General features: G+C 53.3%; 13 protein-coding genes. 8 read left to right on the top strand and 5 right to left on the bottom strand.

What is annotated here, in order from left to right; genetic code table 11:
* Positions 1-152 precede the first annotated feature (152 nt).
* Positions 153-506, top strand: a complete 354-nt coding sequence (locus CSC3H3_RS12765) for a hypothetical protein (protein ID WP_101285066.1) — start codon at positions 153-155, stop codon at positions 504-506.
* Entirely contained in the window at positions 503-2,110 is a 1,608-nt protein-coding gene (locus CSC3H3_RS12760; RefSeq protein ID WP_101285065.1) for a hypothetical protein, read from the top strand. The genes CSC3H3_RS12765 and CSC3H3_RS12760 overlap by 4 nt, the downstream gene beginning before the upstream one ends.
* 24 nt (positions 2,111-2,134) lie before the next feature.
* On the opposite strand, the gene CSC3H3_RS12755 is transcribed toward CSC3H3_RS12760, so the two are convergent.
* The 4 genes from CSC3H3_RS12755 to CSC3H3_RS12740 form a co-directional block, all read right to left on the bottom strand.
* On the bottom strand, positions 2,135-3,169 hold the full coding sequence (locus tag CSC3H3_RS12755; RefSeq protein ID WP_157831889.1) for a primase/helicase family protein: 1,035 nt from the start codon (positions 3,167-3,169) through the stop codon (positions 2,135-2,137).
* Positions 3,055-5,154 (bottom strand): TraI/MobA(P) family conjugative relaxase, encoded by a 2,100-nt coding sequence (gene traI, locus CSC3H3_RS12750; protein ID WP_101285063.1) that lies wholly within the window; start codon positions 5,152-5,154, stop codon positions 3,055-3,057. The genes CSC3H3_RS12755 and traI overlap by 115 nt, the downstream gene beginning before the upstream one ends.
* Complete coding sequence (locus tag CSC3H3_RS12745; RefSeq protein WP_101285062.1) at positions 5,151-5,510, bottom strand: plasmid mobilization protein; 360 nt, start codon at positions 5,508-5,510, stop codon at positions 5,151-5,153. Before CSC3H3_RS12745 ends, traI begins: the two co-directional genes overlap by 4 nt.
* 79 nt (positions 5,511-5,589) lie before the next feature.
* The gene (locus CSC3H3_RS12740; RefSeq protein WP_101285061.1) at positions 5,590-8,265 is read right to left on the bottom strand and encodes a zincin-like metallopeptidase domain-containing protein; all 2,676 of its coding nucleotides are present in this window, start codon (positions 8,263-8,265) and stop codon (positions 5,590-5,592) included.
* Between the two features lie 533 nt (positions 8,266-8,798).
* Between CSC3H3_RS12740 and CSC3H3_RS24840 the strand changes: the two genes are divergently transcribed.
* Complete coding sequence (locus CSC3H3_RS24840) at positions 8,799-9,218, top strand: hypothetical protein (RefSeq protein ID WP_215907500.1); 420 nt, start codon at positions 8,799-8,801, stop codon at positions 9,216-9,218.
* Positions 9,155-9,367, top strand: a complete 213-nt coding sequence (locus CSC3H3_RS25165; RefSeq protein ID WP_425444963.1) for a transposase — start codon at positions 9,155-9,157, stop codon at positions 9,365-9,367. The genes CSC3H3_RS24840 and CSC3H3_RS25165 overlap by 64 nt, the downstream gene beginning before the upstream one ends.
* Positions 9,368-9,480: 113 nt before the next feature.
* Here CSC3H3_RS25165 and CSC3H3_RS12725 read toward each other — a convergent pair whose 3' ends face one another.
* Entirely contained in the window at positions 9,481-10,275 is a 795-nt protein-coding gene (locus tag CSC3H3_RS12725) for a DeoR/GlpR family DNA-binding transcription regulator (RefSeq protein WP_101285059.1), read from the bottom strand.
* Positions 10,276-10,365: 90 nt separating this feature from the next.
* On the opposite strand from CSC3H3_RS12725, the gene CSC3H3_RS12720 reads away from it, so the two are divergent.
* The 4 genes from CSC3H3_RS12720 (at position 10,366) to CSC3H3_RS12705 (ending at position 14,123) form a co-directional block, all read left to right on the top strand.
* Positions 10,366-11,019 carry a TIGR00725 family protein gene (locus CSC3H3_RS12720; protein WP_101285058.1) on the top strand — a complete coding sequence of 218 codons (654 nt, stop codon included), beginning with the start codon at positions 10,366-10,368 and terminating at the stop codon, positions 11,017-11,019.
* Between the two features lie 149 nt (positions 11,020-11,168).
* The gene (locus CSC3H3_RS12715) at positions 11,169-11,954 is read left to right on the top strand and encodes an ABC transporter permease (RefSeq protein WP_101285057.1); all 786 of its coding nucleotides are present in this window, start codon (positions 11,169-11,171) and stop codon (positions 11,952-11,954) included.
* Positions 11,951-13,012: an ABC transporter ATP-binding protein gene (locus tag CSC3H3_RS12710; RefSeq protein WP_101285056.1), complete on the top strand. Its 1,062-nt coding sequence runs from the start codon at positions 11,951-11,953 to the stop codon at positions 13,010-13,012. The genes CSC3H3_RS12715 and CSC3H3_RS12710 overlap by 4 nt, the downstream gene beginning before the upstream one ends.
* Before the next feature lie 40 nt (positions 13,013-13,052).
* Entirely contained in the window at positions 13,053-14,123 is a 1,071-nt protein-coding gene (locus CSC3H3_RS12705; protein WP_101285055.1) for an extracellular solute-binding protein, read from the top strand.
* Positions 14,124-14,141 lie beyond the last annotated feature (18 nt).

Here is a 14,141-nt window from a genome sequence, read left to right as displayed (position 1 = left end):
ATTTCGGCTAGTCGAAGGGAATATTACCCGAATGCGTGAGGTTTATGCGATCCTGCGCTTCAAAATCGTAGGTTAAATCCCACGATCGGTGAACAATATGATGCGAGAATTTTAATCGTTTTATTAAATTCGCGGATGCACAGGGGGAACGCATGAGTTGGGGAAAAGTTGCAGCTGGTGTAGGCGTAGCTGTTGTTGCAGTTATCGGTGTTGCTGTTGGTAAGGTTTGGGGGAATGCTGAGGGTGAGGAAGATCGGAAGAAAATGAATGAGGAGAATGAAAACCTCCGCAAGGAAATTCGTTCTGTGCTTGAAATATTCAAATCGGAAATGGAAAGGAAGGATGAGGAAATTGTATGGCTGGAGGAAGTGACCGAGCAATTGATAAAGTCGCCTCCTCAGAGCATGCCAGAGTTGGATGAGTGCTTGCGGGCTTTCAAGCTCACCGATAGTCAAGTTGATTTGGTCGTGAACCGTACAGCACCTATCTTTAAGTCTCAGAAATGAAATATGAAATTGAAAAAACTCTTCGTGAAATCGGGGGAGACCGGTTGGCGCGGCAATGGCAGCGGGAACATGAACAGACGCCAGTAAAACGTCTTCCAACGGCTTATTTGGATAAGTTAGCGCTCGGTTATGCAATTGCGTTGGGGGCAATGGCAGCATCCATCGATTTGGTCATGGATCAGGTCTTTCGGGATGAGATGGCTGAAATTCATCGAGACCTTACCGATGACCCTCAGGCAAAAAAAAACTTTGAAGATGCAGCGAAACAGAAGATGGAGGAGCTCGGGGTTAGTCCAACCAAGGAGCAAAAAGAGGAGATTCGTCGAAAGCTAGAAGAAGTAGGTGTCACGGTTGATCCTAGGTCGATTCCAGATTCCGCGATGGATTTCTATTGTTGGCTAAATGAAAAGCTTGGTCTCGACTCTCCGTTATTTCCGAACAATCATCGTATTCTGAATCATACTGACAAAAGTACCGTCATTAAGATGCTGATGAACGGAGAAGCAGGAATAGGAGACCTGCTCCTAGAGCTTTATCCGAAGATGTCGGAAGAGGCGGCGCGAGAAATATACGAACTACATATTGCTGCGGATCGACATACTAGTCGCAGCTTGCCTCTCAAAATAATGTCTTGGCTTTGGGAGCAAGGTATTCGGGCCAAGCAGCCGAACGTAGTTGGTGCACCAAACTTTCTTTTTGATCTTCTTCAAAAATACGCACCGAATATTGAATGGGAAAAATGGATTGAAACATTTTTCGGCGAAGAGGGAGTTAAAAAATTCCTCGTTAATGGTGAATGGCCGGAGGGTCTTTCTATTGGCGACGTGATGTTAAAACTCTATGAAAAAGGTCTTCTCAATGAGCGAGTGTTCTGGACCAGCGACCTTGGGGCGGCAGTTGGCGGTATTAAGCGGCGTATAATAATCGCTGCCACAATGGAAGCTGGGGTTGAAGTCTTCGCTCTTGTCGAAGGACTCTCTTCTGGATTCGTTACGTGGAATAATGGGAGCCAACTGTTGGCTTCCACCTATCTCGAATGGCGAGATCAGCCTAAGTATTTGAATATGCGGACACTGGCTCAAGCTACCGCTGCCGCGGGCCCGGCAGTTCGTTCCCTTTGGACAGGAGATGCTTTTTCTCAGAACATTCCATCTCTTGCGATGACAATGAGGCACCTATGGGTATCGTCAAATGTAAGGACAAGGCATACAGAGCGCCTTGTTGCTTTTTCAAAAAACGACTGCGCTCTTGCAATCGCGGAGTTTGAATCTTCTACTGGCCTCTTGATCCGGAAGCCGCGTGCTCTAATCGAAGGAGGTAAAGATATGGCTAAAACGCTTGCTCGTCGGCTCGACAGTGCAGGGTGCTTCTCGACCAGAGTAGCTGTATTGGCAACGCAGTTTCCTTTTGAAATGAAAGAAATTGTTGAACGCATAGAGAACCTTGCCACGATAGCCGAAGATAACAATGAAAAGCTAATTGCATTGGGGGCTATCTGTGAAACTTGGTATCTTTCCGATATCACAGATGATACCGAGGCCATTCGAAGTTTGCAGACTGATATCAGAAAGTTGGAGCAGGAATTCGGAGTGTTAGATCAATAAGTTCTGAGCTTGGTCAATTCAATGTCATGTTGCAAGTGGCGGGACAATCAAAGTGCCATTGATCGCTTTAAATGCTTGCTGCGGTAGACACAACGACCAGTTTTCGCGGGTCATATGAGCATCCGTCGCCGCAATCACGATTTCATGCTTGGAATTAAACTGCCGCAGGTTTTCAGCCACAGCCTTCAGGTTCTCGGTCGTCACCGCCCAAACCACCGGTTTTCCCGTCTGTCGGTTAAGCTCGATGGCGCTCACCAGGTCATCGGCAATCAGGATCGGTTCTTTGGGGTTCTTTGAGAGTTTGCCACCAACGATATGATGCAGTCCCTTGTCGTTGCCCGGCCCTGTGATCATCTCGCCTGATCCATCGGTGTTAATCCGGTAGAGCGCGGCCAGACGGTTGCCGCTGTCACGCAGCGGGATGAAAACCTTGCCGTCTCTATCGACACGATACTGCGCCCAGGCTTTGGCCGTGCCCAGTTCTGCTCTGGCTTTGATGGTCTGTTTGTCCGCAGGCCTGGCAGCCTGCCAGACGCACCAGGTATGATCGCCAACCTTTTCTGCCAGTTCAGTACGCAGAGCCGTCATGGTCGGGGTTTGGGCCGGATCTTCCCTGATCTGTGTTTTCCAGACATTGCGATGTGTCTTTATGGTCCGGGTTTGGAGCTGGCCGGTTTTGTCGCGATATTCTTCCTCGACCTCAACTTCTTTGGTTTCAGCGACCTCTAGCGTAATCCAGTCGCCGGGTTTGGCGTCGGCCTGGTCAACGCTCTGCGCAATATCAATGCCCCACAGCGTGCGTTCGATGCCGTTGGCATCCTGAAGGGTGACAAAACTGGATTGCGACTTCTTGGGATCGAACTTGTAAGGTGCGGTACCGCTGGCAATCAGGCGCGATGCCTTGTTGCCGTCATGGGGCGCGGCATACTCTTTGAACGAAGTGGTCATCTTCGGGCGCACAATCTCCATGCCCAGCCTTGTTGCTTTTTCTGTGTCGTCGGGCTGCTCTGTTGCGCCGAGCGCGACCAGGATTTCGGCGTTGTTGTTCCTCTCGCGCATGTGGCGGGCCAGAGCCGCCCAGTCCTCCGGGGTCTGGCGGGGATCATCACCGGGCAGTTCGTCGCCTTATGCAGTGCCGCCGCGTCAGCGTAATCCCGGGCGATGATCAGTGTATCTTTGTCCCCGCGTTTTTGTGGATCAATCCTGTGCATCTGCACCTGATCGGACGGGCTTTTCAGCACCAGGCTTTGACGGCCCTGTTTGTCGATCAGCATGACATTTTCAACCCGGCCGGATTTATCGCGCAGTGGTACGGCGATGTCGCCTTTGGCTGTAAGCTTGACGCCATAGCCGCGCAGGCCGGTGGCTTTCAGCCAGGCTGAATTTTTGGGTTTGGCCCAGTCGGAGCAGGTATCCCAGACTATGAAGGCTTTGTCATCGGTAGCCTCGGCAAAAGCGCGGCGAATGTCGGTCGCGTCATCCTGATCGGGCAGGGACACAATCGGTACATTGGGTTGGCGCGGGATGGCCGGATCAGCAATGATTGCTGTGCTGTCGGGGTATCGCCGTTGATGCTCTTTAAGCACCTGACGCATGTCATTGGGATCGGCCAGAACAATTACCGGTCGCCGTGTGGCATCATGGATTTTAACGGCATCGGCATAATCGGCGGTAAAGATCACCGGGCCTTTGTCGATCTGTTTTCGGGGATCAATGAGATGCACCAGCGTGTGTGCCCGTTCATTGCCAATGTCGAGACTTTTGCCGTCCGGCGAATAAAGCCGCACGACCTGCAAATGGCCGTTGCGGTCCCTGAACGGCACGAGCAAGTTGCCTTCATCATCCATGCGACAGCCCCGACCGGTCGAACGGGTCTCTGACAGCCATTTAAGGGATTTGGCCTTGGCCCAGTGTCCGGCCTCTTTCCAGGCTGTGAGCGCCGGGTTGGCGAGTTTTGTCACCGGTGTTGGCCGGTCCTCGCCAAAGACCAGATGCAGCATTTCCTGATGGGCGATCAGGAATACCGCAGCCAGCGGATCACGATAGGCCTCACTGACCAGAAACAGCTTCCAGTTTGACAGCGATCGGCTCAACAGAGTGGTGTGCGGGGCCGGGGTCAGTTTTTGCGTGCCGAGATATTTGCGCCAGAGTGGCGGCATGGCCGGATGGCGCAGGGTTGGGCGGCGTTTATAGCGCCGTTTGGGGCGTGTTTGCTTTTCCGGTGTTGCTCTCTGCTCTTCAAGGGGTGGTTTGAAGGTCCCCAGTTTCTTTTCCAGCGCGGCTTTGCTCATGGAACGATCCAGGGCTGATGCTTTCATGCCCTGGCCATCCGGCCCGAGCAGCACAAAACCATTGCCGCGCTTTTTGATCTTTATGTCGTATTCACTCAAAACGTCATGCAGATCCTGCCAGGTCTTTGCTTCTGCCGTTTGTTTTAAAATCTCTTTACGATGACCCAGCACATGGTTCTGAAAACTTTCCTGCCAGGTCTGGGATTCATAGTCGCGGGCGGAAGGGGAGAGTTTGGCGCTGTTATCTTTGCGTTGTGCCATGCCGTTATCGACAAACAGGCCATATTTCTTTTCAAGCTGGCGCGAGACCCGGTCGAGGATTTTAAAATCGCGATAGGGGGTGACGAGCTGGAGCGTCTCTGGATGCACCCGGTTAAAGGCGATGTGCATATGAAAATTGTCGGTATTGATATGGGTGCCGGCCACATATTGATGGCCGCTAAAACCCAGCGCCCCGGCATAGGTTTCGGCAATGTCCTTTAAGTCCTGATCCGACAGCCGGTCTTTCTCGCCTGGGCGGAACGAGACAATCATGTGATAGGATTTGTCTTTGACATCGGGCTTGAGGCGGCGCACGGCTTCAATCTCGACCAGGGCGAGATCAAGATCGTCTTTGTTTTCGCCCGCCCCACAATTGGCAATCCAGAAACGGTCGAGCTTTTCGCCAGCCTCTTTGGCCGCCGCAATATAATGGGCCAGTTCTTTATAGTTATCGGCGATATGGGCGTTTTTGGGGATCTTCTTGGCGATCATGACACTTTACGATGCAGGGAACGGTCAATCTCGCGGACCAGACTTTTAAGCGCATTCTGGGTCGCCGTAATGTCGATGATCAGCTGATCAAACTTGGCCAGCAGATCGGCACTTAGCGGTTCATCAAGGGCCAGTTTAAAGAGATTGCCCAGACGGGCCTGGTCGGCATTGACCCTGAGAAGGTCAAGTATGGCCTGGGAGGCTTCAAACGTGCGCTGATCGGGCAGTTTGCTATTCATGAGCAGCCGTCTTAACAGCTCCGAACGGCTTAACCGCATTTGCCCGGCCAGTCGGTCGAGGCGGGCCAGTTCGGTGTCATCAAGATAGGTTTTAACCAGGTTGCGGGTGGTGGCCATGTGGTTGTTCTTTGTCGTTTGGGAAAAGCGGCAACATGACCGGCACCATCAATTTGGTGCCGGCCATGTCGGTTGAGCGTTAGATCGCCACTTGTTGGCGTTGCGAACGCTGTTGCTGTTTGGGGGCAGGCAGGGTCCGGGCCTTTTGCAGTTTTTGCGTTAGGCCCAGTTCCTCGATCTGCTGCTTGACGGTTTTGGCCAGGCTGTCGATGCCGCGTGCGACATGCAGATCGTTAAAGTCGGTGAGGCCCGCCTGTTTCTCCGCCGGGGAGAGGTTGGGCCGGATAACAGCAGCATCCACCAGTGCCGCTGCGCGTTCGGCCCCTTTGATACCGGGATTGATGCCCTGTCTGGCTTCAACCCCATGATCATCATCGGCGGCGATGATCAAGGGCCGGTCGGGGAAGGCTTTTTGCAGGGCTTCGGCGACCGGGGCGAGATTGCCGCTATCCATCGCAATGGCGGTCTGATAGTCGGTGGCCATATTGAGGCTTTTGCCGGTGGCATATCCTTCGACAATCAGGATCGGGCCTTTCTTTGTGCCCGGGATCATGTGCATCAGCCCGGTTTTGCGCCCATCCTTGAGGAAGCGTTTGCTGCCATCGGGCGTGATGACCTGGACATTCTCGATAAAGCCTTTGGCAGTGGTCATCGGCATCAGCAGATTGTTGTGAATGTCCTGTTTTAGCGTTTCTCCGCCCACCTGCTTGCGTTGCAGATAGACATGATCACTGCTGGCGGTATCAGCGCCCTGAACCATGGCATAGGCGCGTTTGGCCACCTGTTTGTATTGGGCTTTGAGGTTTTCTTCCATTTGCGCCTTGCGGGCGGCAGCTTCGGCCTTGCTGCGTTCAATCTCGGCCGGGTTGCGCTCGGCAGCCGAACTGACCCATTTCACCGGCTCGTTCCCGGATTTGTAATTGACGATATTGCCGGCCGGAATGCCTTCGATAAAACCACGATAGGAACCGCTCTTCTGGCCTTTGCGGTCGCTTTCCACCGAAACACGGTGCCATTTGCCATCCATGGTGGGCAGGCCTTCGATCACCAGACCATTTTCACGGCAGGCCAGAGCAAATTCCTCTTCCGGGCGCATCCGGGATTGCGGTTTTTCGAGAGTTTGTTCGTTCCAGCGGGCAAAAGGTTTGAGATCAGTGTCGTCCTGCACATACCAGGACTTCGCCCGCCGGTCCCATTTCGCGCCAAGTGCCTTGGCGTCGTTCTTCTCGCTATAGGGGACATTGAGGTAATGGCGCTTCTTCGGAGTATTTGGTTCAGTCCCCGGGGCGATATTGTTTACCACAGCTTCTTTGGGCTGGGAGGCTGGTCCGGTCGTTGCAGCAAGGTTCGTCGCCCGGCTTTCCTGGCGCGCCTGTTTTTGCTCGGCGATAAACCGGTCCGCCATTTTCTGTCCCGGATCAGCCCCAAGGCTTTTCACCAGTTCACTGGTGCGTTGTGCTTCCGGCACAAACCATTGCGGGCGCAGCGGCTTAAAATAGTCCTGATCAGGATGGGCGTCATACATGGCCGAGAGCAGTTCGGCATGTTTGGCAGAGCGGCCCGCAAGGTCGGCCATCGTCGTGAAGGTTTCCCGTTCCTGGTTAAAAGAGCGGTCTTTTTTGTCGGGATCATCAGAATATTGCCACCAGACATCGATGCGTTGGAAAGAGTTCTTTGCATCATTCAGGGCCCGGGCCTCGCCGTCGGGCAAACCATCAAGACGGGCGGCGTGTAACATCCAGTCTTCTTTGATTTTGACTGCCGTGTTTTCTGCCTGTCGCTCAAAGACCCGATCCGCAACGCCCCGGGCGGGATCCGTGCCCAGGCTTTTGGCCAGGTCATTTTCGCGCTTCTCTGCCGGAATGAACCAGTCCGGGCGAAGGGGCTTAAAATGATCCTGATCGGGATGGGCGTCATACATCACCGAGAGCAGTTCGGCATAGCTGGTGGTAAAGTTCCCCAGTTTGTCCATGCGGGCAAAGGTTTCCTGCTGGTGCCGTTTTGCACCCTCGCGAATGGCCGGATCGTCAGAACCTTGTCCAGCGATATCGATCTGATCAAAGGCGTTTTTGGCCTCGACCATCCTTTCGATATCGATATTGACCATGTTTTCAAGCCGGCCTGCATGGAGCATCCAGTTCTCCCGGACGTCCTTTTCATTCCAGCCGGGAAGGTCTTCGCGCTGTTCGGGCACAATCCTGTTCTTGCGGACCATTTTGGTGGCCTCCTGCTGCTTTTCCTGTGCCAGAACAGGCTTGAGCTGTTCACGCAGTTCCGGTTGGCTCACCCAGCTTCGGATCTGTTCGGCATCCCGGGCGGCAGTGAACAGGACGTTCCGGTCTTCCTTGATGGTGCGCATCCAGCTTCCGACATAGGCGGCATGGCGTTCCGGATAATGGCCAAGCCCCAGTTCGGTGGTCAGCATGTAGCTGGCAATCTCGGCGCGCAGTTCTACCCTGGCATAGGCCTCGGAGCCAAACGGCCCGAACTCCCGCGCCATGCGGTTTTGGTGGCCGGTGGAATGGCCCAGCTCGTGCAGAGCGGTTGCGTAATAGTCATATTGGCTGTGAAAGGCATTTTGCGGCGGCAGATGGATTTCATCACTCATCGGGCGGTAAAAGGCCCGATCCTTCTGGTCATGAAGGATGGGAACCTCGCCCTGTTTGAGCAGTTCTTCGGCCCGCTCGACCGGTGAGAAAGTCGGTTCCGGGGCAATGAAAGGGGCGAGGCCGTCGATCTGTTCGGCATTGAACACAACGGCATGAAAGACCTAGGGACGATCCAGGCGCACTTCCCGGGTTTTAACCCTGCCGTTTTCACCAAGAACCGGTTTGCCCTCCGCATCAAGCACGGATTGTTTGTCTTATTATTTCCGAGCTTCATCGGCGAAGATAAAGCCCAAGCACACCAAGCTTGGCCTGCCAGGGCAGCGGCTGGATCGACACAGGCTGGGTCGTAAGGGACTACTTTGGAGTATAATCAGCCATCGTCTTCGCATGAGGCCTGAACGGATACAGAGCAGCACGAAGCCCTCTGCATCGGAATAGATATCTCGACAGCCACTCTTGAGGTTCATCGCCTGACAAGCGGTGAGACGGTACAATTTGCTAATTCTTCGACTGGTTTGTGCGCCTTGCATCACTGGATCGGGTCGCAGATGCCCGATATTGTTGTCTATGAGGCAACTGCCGTCTTCCATCGTGCCCTTGAAGGCAGCCTGTCGGAGAAGTTACCTCCGGTAAAGGTCAATCCGCTACAGGTGCGTCATTTCGCAAAAGCTTGCGGAACGTGAGCCAAGAACGACACTCTCGATGCGCAGATGTTGGCAACGATGGGGGGGCGCTCAACCTCTCCCCGGATGAACTCGTCGGCAGGAACCAACATCTCCTCAAAGAGTTGCAGGTCGCCCGCACGGCGCTGATCAAGGAGCGTACCCGGCTTAAGAACCGTGAGAAAACAAAAAACCTGCCGCTTCTCAAGCCCCAGTCTAAAGCCCGCCTTGACCAAATTACACGCCAACTTACCCAACTTGAAGAAGCCTTGCTGGACTTGCTCATACAGTCCCCAAAGAAGGCGCGGGCATTTGATATTCTTTGCTTGCTCCTCGGTCTTGGCGCCATCACCGCAATGACCATTCTGGTCGAGTGCCTAGAAATCGGCACCATGATCGACAAACAGATCGCATCCCTTGCAGGCCTTGCCCCGTGACCCGCCAATCGGGTCAATGGCGCGGCAAGGCATTCATTCAGGGCGGACGGAAATTCCTGCGCGATGCTCTTTACATGCCAGCACTCGTCTGTGCTCTTTACAATCCCGATTTCCGACAGAAATATCAGGCCATGACAGAAGCGCAGTAACCCGCAAAAGTTGCTTTAACCGGCCTGATGAGAAAGCTGATTGTATTGGCAAGCGCCCTGATCAAACAGGACAGAAAATGGTCGCCAATATCCGCTTGATCAAGACGGATACTTTAGGCGTTGGTCACAAGTATCTTTGTTCCCGCCCGTGTCAGACCATCCTGTATCTGGGCTGGGGGTGGTAAGTCCGTGACAAAGCTTTTGAAATCGGTGGCTTCTGCAATTCTCATAAAGGGATGGGAGTTGAATTTTGAGTGGTCGGCGACAAGGATATTGTGTCGGCTTGAGCGTATGGCGGCATTCTTGATTGCAACTTTTTGTCTGTCGTGGTCCAGCGGCGCGCCATCTTTATCGAAGCCCGAGCAGCCTATTACGCAATAGTCAAAGGCAAAACGACGGATCGCGGCTGGAGCGTCATTGCTAACCATTGAGCCGTCATTGCCGTAAATGATGCCGCCAATAACGTGAATTTCCTGATGGGACTGTGCCGAGATGATTGCGGCGCTTAACATGCTGTTGGTGACCAGCCGCAGATTGCGATGATTGCCAAGCGAACGGGCGACGGCCTCGACCGTGGTGCCGACATCGAGAAAAACCGATGCCCCATTGGGGATCAGGTGTGCCGTATATTCACCGATGTGCTGTTTGGCTTCGGGAGAGAGACGGTTTTTCTGCTCATGTCCCAGACGGACCATATTGTTGGGAAGGCCAGCACCCCCATGAAAACGTTGCAAGAAGCCCTGTTTGCTAAGGTCGATGACATCGCGGCGAATGGTTTGTGTCGAAACATTGAAAGTCTCGGCCAGAGCCTCGAGCGTTGCAAATCCCTGGTCCCGGATGATTTGCAAGATTTCGTTCTGACGGGGGCTTGGATCGGTAAGGGAGGCGTTGGTGGTCGGCGATTTCATCTTTTTGCCTTGTAATCTTAGCTGGTAACGATTTGTAAGATAGTTTACAAAATCGACGGCTCGATTGCGACAGGAAAAGGATACTGCAACATGCAATTGCATATTGATATGAAAAATTCGGTGCTGCGTTACGGGGAGGTGGTGTTTGATCCGTGGACAATGTGCTGGCAGGAGCCTGCTGCGGGAATGTTGCCTGTGTCAGCGAACAAGCTGCGCGCGGTGAATGCTGACGAAGCGGTGCACTGGCTGTTTCAGACGGCAAATGTGCGCCGCGTTCCTATTGCGGTAATCGGGGCAAAGGTTGCAAGTGAGGCTGAATGTGGTGAAGCGGAAGCCTTGGGTGCAGGCTTGGCACGTGTGGGTTATACCCTTTTAACGGGTGGTCGCACAGGTGTAATGGAGGCGGCATCACGCGGGGCTTTTAACGCTGGGGGACTGGTTCTGGGGTTGTTGCCTGGTGAAGGATTTGAAACAGCAAATCCCTATGTCACTGTGCCATTGGCAACGGGCGTGGGCCCGGCGCGCAATTCGATTATCGCGCAATCGGCAAGGGTGCTTGTCGCTGTCGCGGGTGGCTACGGGACGATTACGGAAATGGCTTATGGTCTGCATTATGGCCGCCCAGTTTTCGCATTGCCCAGCGCGCCCGATGTGCCCGGCGTTGTGCGGTGTAATAATGTCGAAGAGGTTTTAGCCGGGATTGCGTCGGCATTTTTAGGGCTTCAGTCCCTGATGTCATCCTGAAGGTGGTTTGTGTTATGAAATGTCATTAAACTTACATTTGTGTAAATTAATAGACTCGCATAGCTTGGCCCGCGAACGATGTTCGTCGGGCCATTCTTTTTGGGCTGACAGGCGGTGTTCGATGTTGTTTTCGCCATTTGGACATTCTTATGGGCCTGGTGACCTTTTTATATTGTCTTTATCTGGTAACGCCGATCCTGTTGCTCGTTGTGGGATCGTTCGGAACAAGCTGGACGAACAGTCTGCTTCCCAGTGGTGCGACTTTTGATTGGTATCTGGAAGTTGCCAGCGATGCCAGCTTTCAACGCGCTTTTATGACCAGCCTTCAGGTCGTGGTTGTAACCTGTATCATCAATGTGCTGCTGGGAGTGCCTTTTGCCTATGCGGTGTTTTCTGCGACACGGCGCGGAGTGCGATTGGCAGCGCGAATTTTTACCCTGTTGCCTGTTGCTGTGCCGGAACTGGTTCTGGGTTTCGGTTTCATTATTGCTTTTTCAAGCAGTTATACGCCCTGGCTGGGCTCAACCTGGCTTCTGGTTTGTGCCCATGTTGTGCTGACCCTGCCTTATCTGGTGGGGGCCTTGCTGGGCGATATGGATCGCCTTGGTATTGCGGAAATGGAGCGTGTCGCTGAAACGCTTGGTGCAAGTTTCTGGCAACGGTTTCGCGACATTGTGCTGCCGTCGCTGCGTTATAGCCTGCTTTCGGGACTGATGATGGTTACCGCCATTTCAATTGGCGAATTCCAGATTTCCAATCTTGTGGCCGGGTTTCTCTCACGGACCTATCCGGTGGTTTTGCTGCAGGCATTTTATGGGGCTACGGGCCTGGCCTGCGCCGCCACGGTGGTTTTGATCGTTCTTGCCCTGCTTGCTGCGTCGGCGAGCGCTGTCGGGGCGCGCTTCTCTCATTTTCGGCAAAAGGCACGTCCATGACCATCCGTTTTGAAAATGTCTCCTATCGTTACGCGGATGGCAAAGGCGGTTTGACCGAGATCAGCTTTGACGTGAAAACCGGCGAACTGCTGGCTGTAATCGGGCCTTCAGGTTCGGGCAAAAGCACACTTTTGAAGCTTCTGGCCGGGTTTATGGACCCGCAGCGCGGCCATATCGAAATTGCCGGACGGAATATGAAGGGGGTTGCTGCACGCGACCGCGACCTGGGGATCGTATTTCAGTCTTATGCTCTTTTTCCCCACATGACCGTTCTGGAAAATATCGCTTATCCACTTCGGCTTCGCAACATCCCGCGCACGGACAGAATTGAGCGTGCAAAAGATGCCTTGCATGATGTTGGTCTGGACCATGCAGCCGATCGCATGCCATCGACCCTATCGGGCGGGCAACAACAACGTATCGCGCTCGCACGGGCATTGGTCTATGAACCCAAAGCCCTGTTGCTTGATGAGCCGTTGTCAGCACTTGATGCGTCGTTACGCGGCGAGATGCGTGATCTGATCACGCATATTCAGCGCACTGCAAATATTGCGACAATCCTTGTTACACATGATCAGGAAGAAGCGCTTTCAATGGCAGACCGGGTTGCGGTCATACATGAAGGCCAATTGTTGCAACTGGCCGCGCCGCGCGATCTTTATGACCAGCCGGTCAATACAACAGTGGCGTCCTTCGTCGGGAAAGCAAATCTGTGGCAGGGCAAGGTCGTTGCGGCGGGTGTTGTTACCACCCGAATTGGCGATATTACCTGCAATACAGCCGATTGGCCTATTGGATCAGAGGTAACTCTTCTTATCCGGCCGGAGGTAGTGCAACCGCTAAAAGAAGCTGTCGTTAGCGAGACGGCTGAAAATGAACCACTCCGGGAAAGCTTTAATCATTTTCGCGGTGATCTGGTGCGCGACAGGTTTCTTGGCGCAGTGCGCCGCTATGATATTGCGGTTGGCGACCAGATCATTACGGGCGAAACCGCCTATCGCGGCACTATTTCAGGAGCCTCGATTGCTTCTGACGCGATCCGAATTCTTCGTGCCTAATTCAACCTTGTTTTCTTAATATTCCGTCAGGAGAATTTCGATGAGTTTCAAGATCAAGGCAGCGCTGGTCGCCGCTTTATCCCTGGTGCCTTTCACCGCAAGCGCCTTTGATGGCCCCGAGCTTTATAAAGGTGAGCAGGCATTGTACGAAAAAGCCCAGGACGAAGGGCTGGTTGTGTCTTTTGATACCGGTCCGACCTGGGCCAACTGGTCATCACAGTTCAAGAATTTCAAAGCGCGCTATCCCGGTGTTGAAATGGTCTATAATGACCTTGGTTCTGCTGCCACTGTGGTTGCCCTTGATAAGTCACGCAATCGTCCGCAGGCTGATACGGCCTATTATTTTGCGGGCTCCGCGTTGGATGCTGTTGCAAAAGGCGTTGTCGCACCGTTCAAACCGGTCAATTTTGACAAATTACCCCCCGAGCTTCGCGAAACCGATGGCAAATGGTTTACTGTTCACAAGCTCAATATCGCATTTCTTGTGAACAAAAAACTGGTCAAGGAAACGCCCCAAAGCTGGGCTGACCTTCTCAAATCCGAATACAAAAACGCCGTTGTTTATCTTGATCCGCGCTCGACCGGGCAGGGGCAGGTTGTTGTTTTTGGTGCGGCTTTTGGCAATGGCGGCAATATGGACAATATCCAGCCGGGCATTGATTACCTTGCCCGGTTGCATGAAAACGGCAACGTTTTACGCACCGTTGGAACCACACCCTATGCACAGTTTCTCAAGGGCGAAATTCCGATCTGGATTGGTTATGAAAATGATGGACTGAAGGCAAAATACAAGGATGGCATGGGCGACGATATTGATGTTGTCATCCCGAAAGAGGCATCGGCAGCAGCCCCTTATGCCATCAGCATGGTTAAAAATGGACCGAACCCCTCAGCGGCGCAGTTATGGCTGAATTACATCATGACAGATGAAGGGCAGGCGACTTTTGCTGAAGGTTACGTTCGTCCGTCTGTACCGGGGGTGAAGCTTTCGGCTGATGTGGCGGAAAAAATGCCCGATGCACCGCAGATCCGCCCGATCGATATCGTCAAGGCCACAGCGCTGAAGGCGGAAATCGATACAGGCTGGTCCAAAGCTGTTCTTGGCAAATAAAAAAATCCTCACACACCA

Origin of the sequence: Thalassospira marina (assembly GCF_002844375.1) — a bacterium.
Lineage (GTDB): Bacteria > Pseudomonadota > Alphaproteobacteria > Rhodospirillales > Thalassospiraceae > Thalassospira > Thalassospira marina.
This window is presented reverse-complemented; position numbering and strand designations above follow the sequence as displayed.

What these genes read in the sequence shown, in the direction of transcription:
- CSC3H3_RS12765 (WP_101285066.1), top strand. Translation starts at nt 153, where the DNA reads ATGAGTTGGGGAAAAGTTGCAGCTGGTGTAGGCGTAGCTGTTGTTGCA.
- traI (WP_101285063.1), bottom strand. Translation starts at nt 5,154, where the DNA reads ATGATCGCCAAGAAGATCCCCAAAAACGCCCATATCGCCGATAACTAT.
- CSC3H3_RS12725 (WP_101285059.1), bottom strand. Translation starts at nt 10,275, where the DNA reads ATGAAATCGCCGACCACCAACGCCTCCCTTACCGATCCAAGCCCCCGT.
- CSC3H3_RS12710 (WP_101285056.1), top strand. Translation starts at nt 11,951, where the DNA reads ATGACCATCCGTTTTGAAAATGTCTCCTATCGTTACGCGGATGGCAAA.
- CSC3H3_RS12715 (WP_101285057.1), top strand. Translation starts at nt 11,169, where the DNA reads ATGGGCCTGGTGACCTTTTTATATTGTCTTTATCTGGTAACGCCGATC.
- CSC3H3_RS12705 (WP_101285055.1), top strand. Translation starts at nt 13,053, where the DNA reads ATGAGTTTCAAGATCAAGGCAGCGCTGGTCGCCGCTTTATCCCTGGTG.
- CSC3H3_RS12755 (WP_157831889.1), bottom strand. Translation starts at nt 3,169, where the DNA reads ATGCGCGAGAGGAACAACAACGCCGAAATCCTGGTCGCGCTCGGCGCA.
- CSC3H3_RS12720 (WP_101285058.1), top strand. Translation starts at nt 10,366, where the DNA reads ATGCAATTGCATATTGATATGAAAAATTCGGTGCTGCGTTACGGGGAG.
- CSC3H3_RS12760 (WP_101285065.1), top strand. Translation starts at nt 503, where the DNA reads ATGAAATATGAAATTGAAAAAACTCTTCGTGAAATCGGGGGAGACCGG.
- CSC3H3_RS12745 (WP_101285062.1), bottom strand. Translation starts at nt 5,510, where the DNA reads ATGGCCACCACCCGCAACCTGGTTAAAACCTATCTTGATGACACCGAA.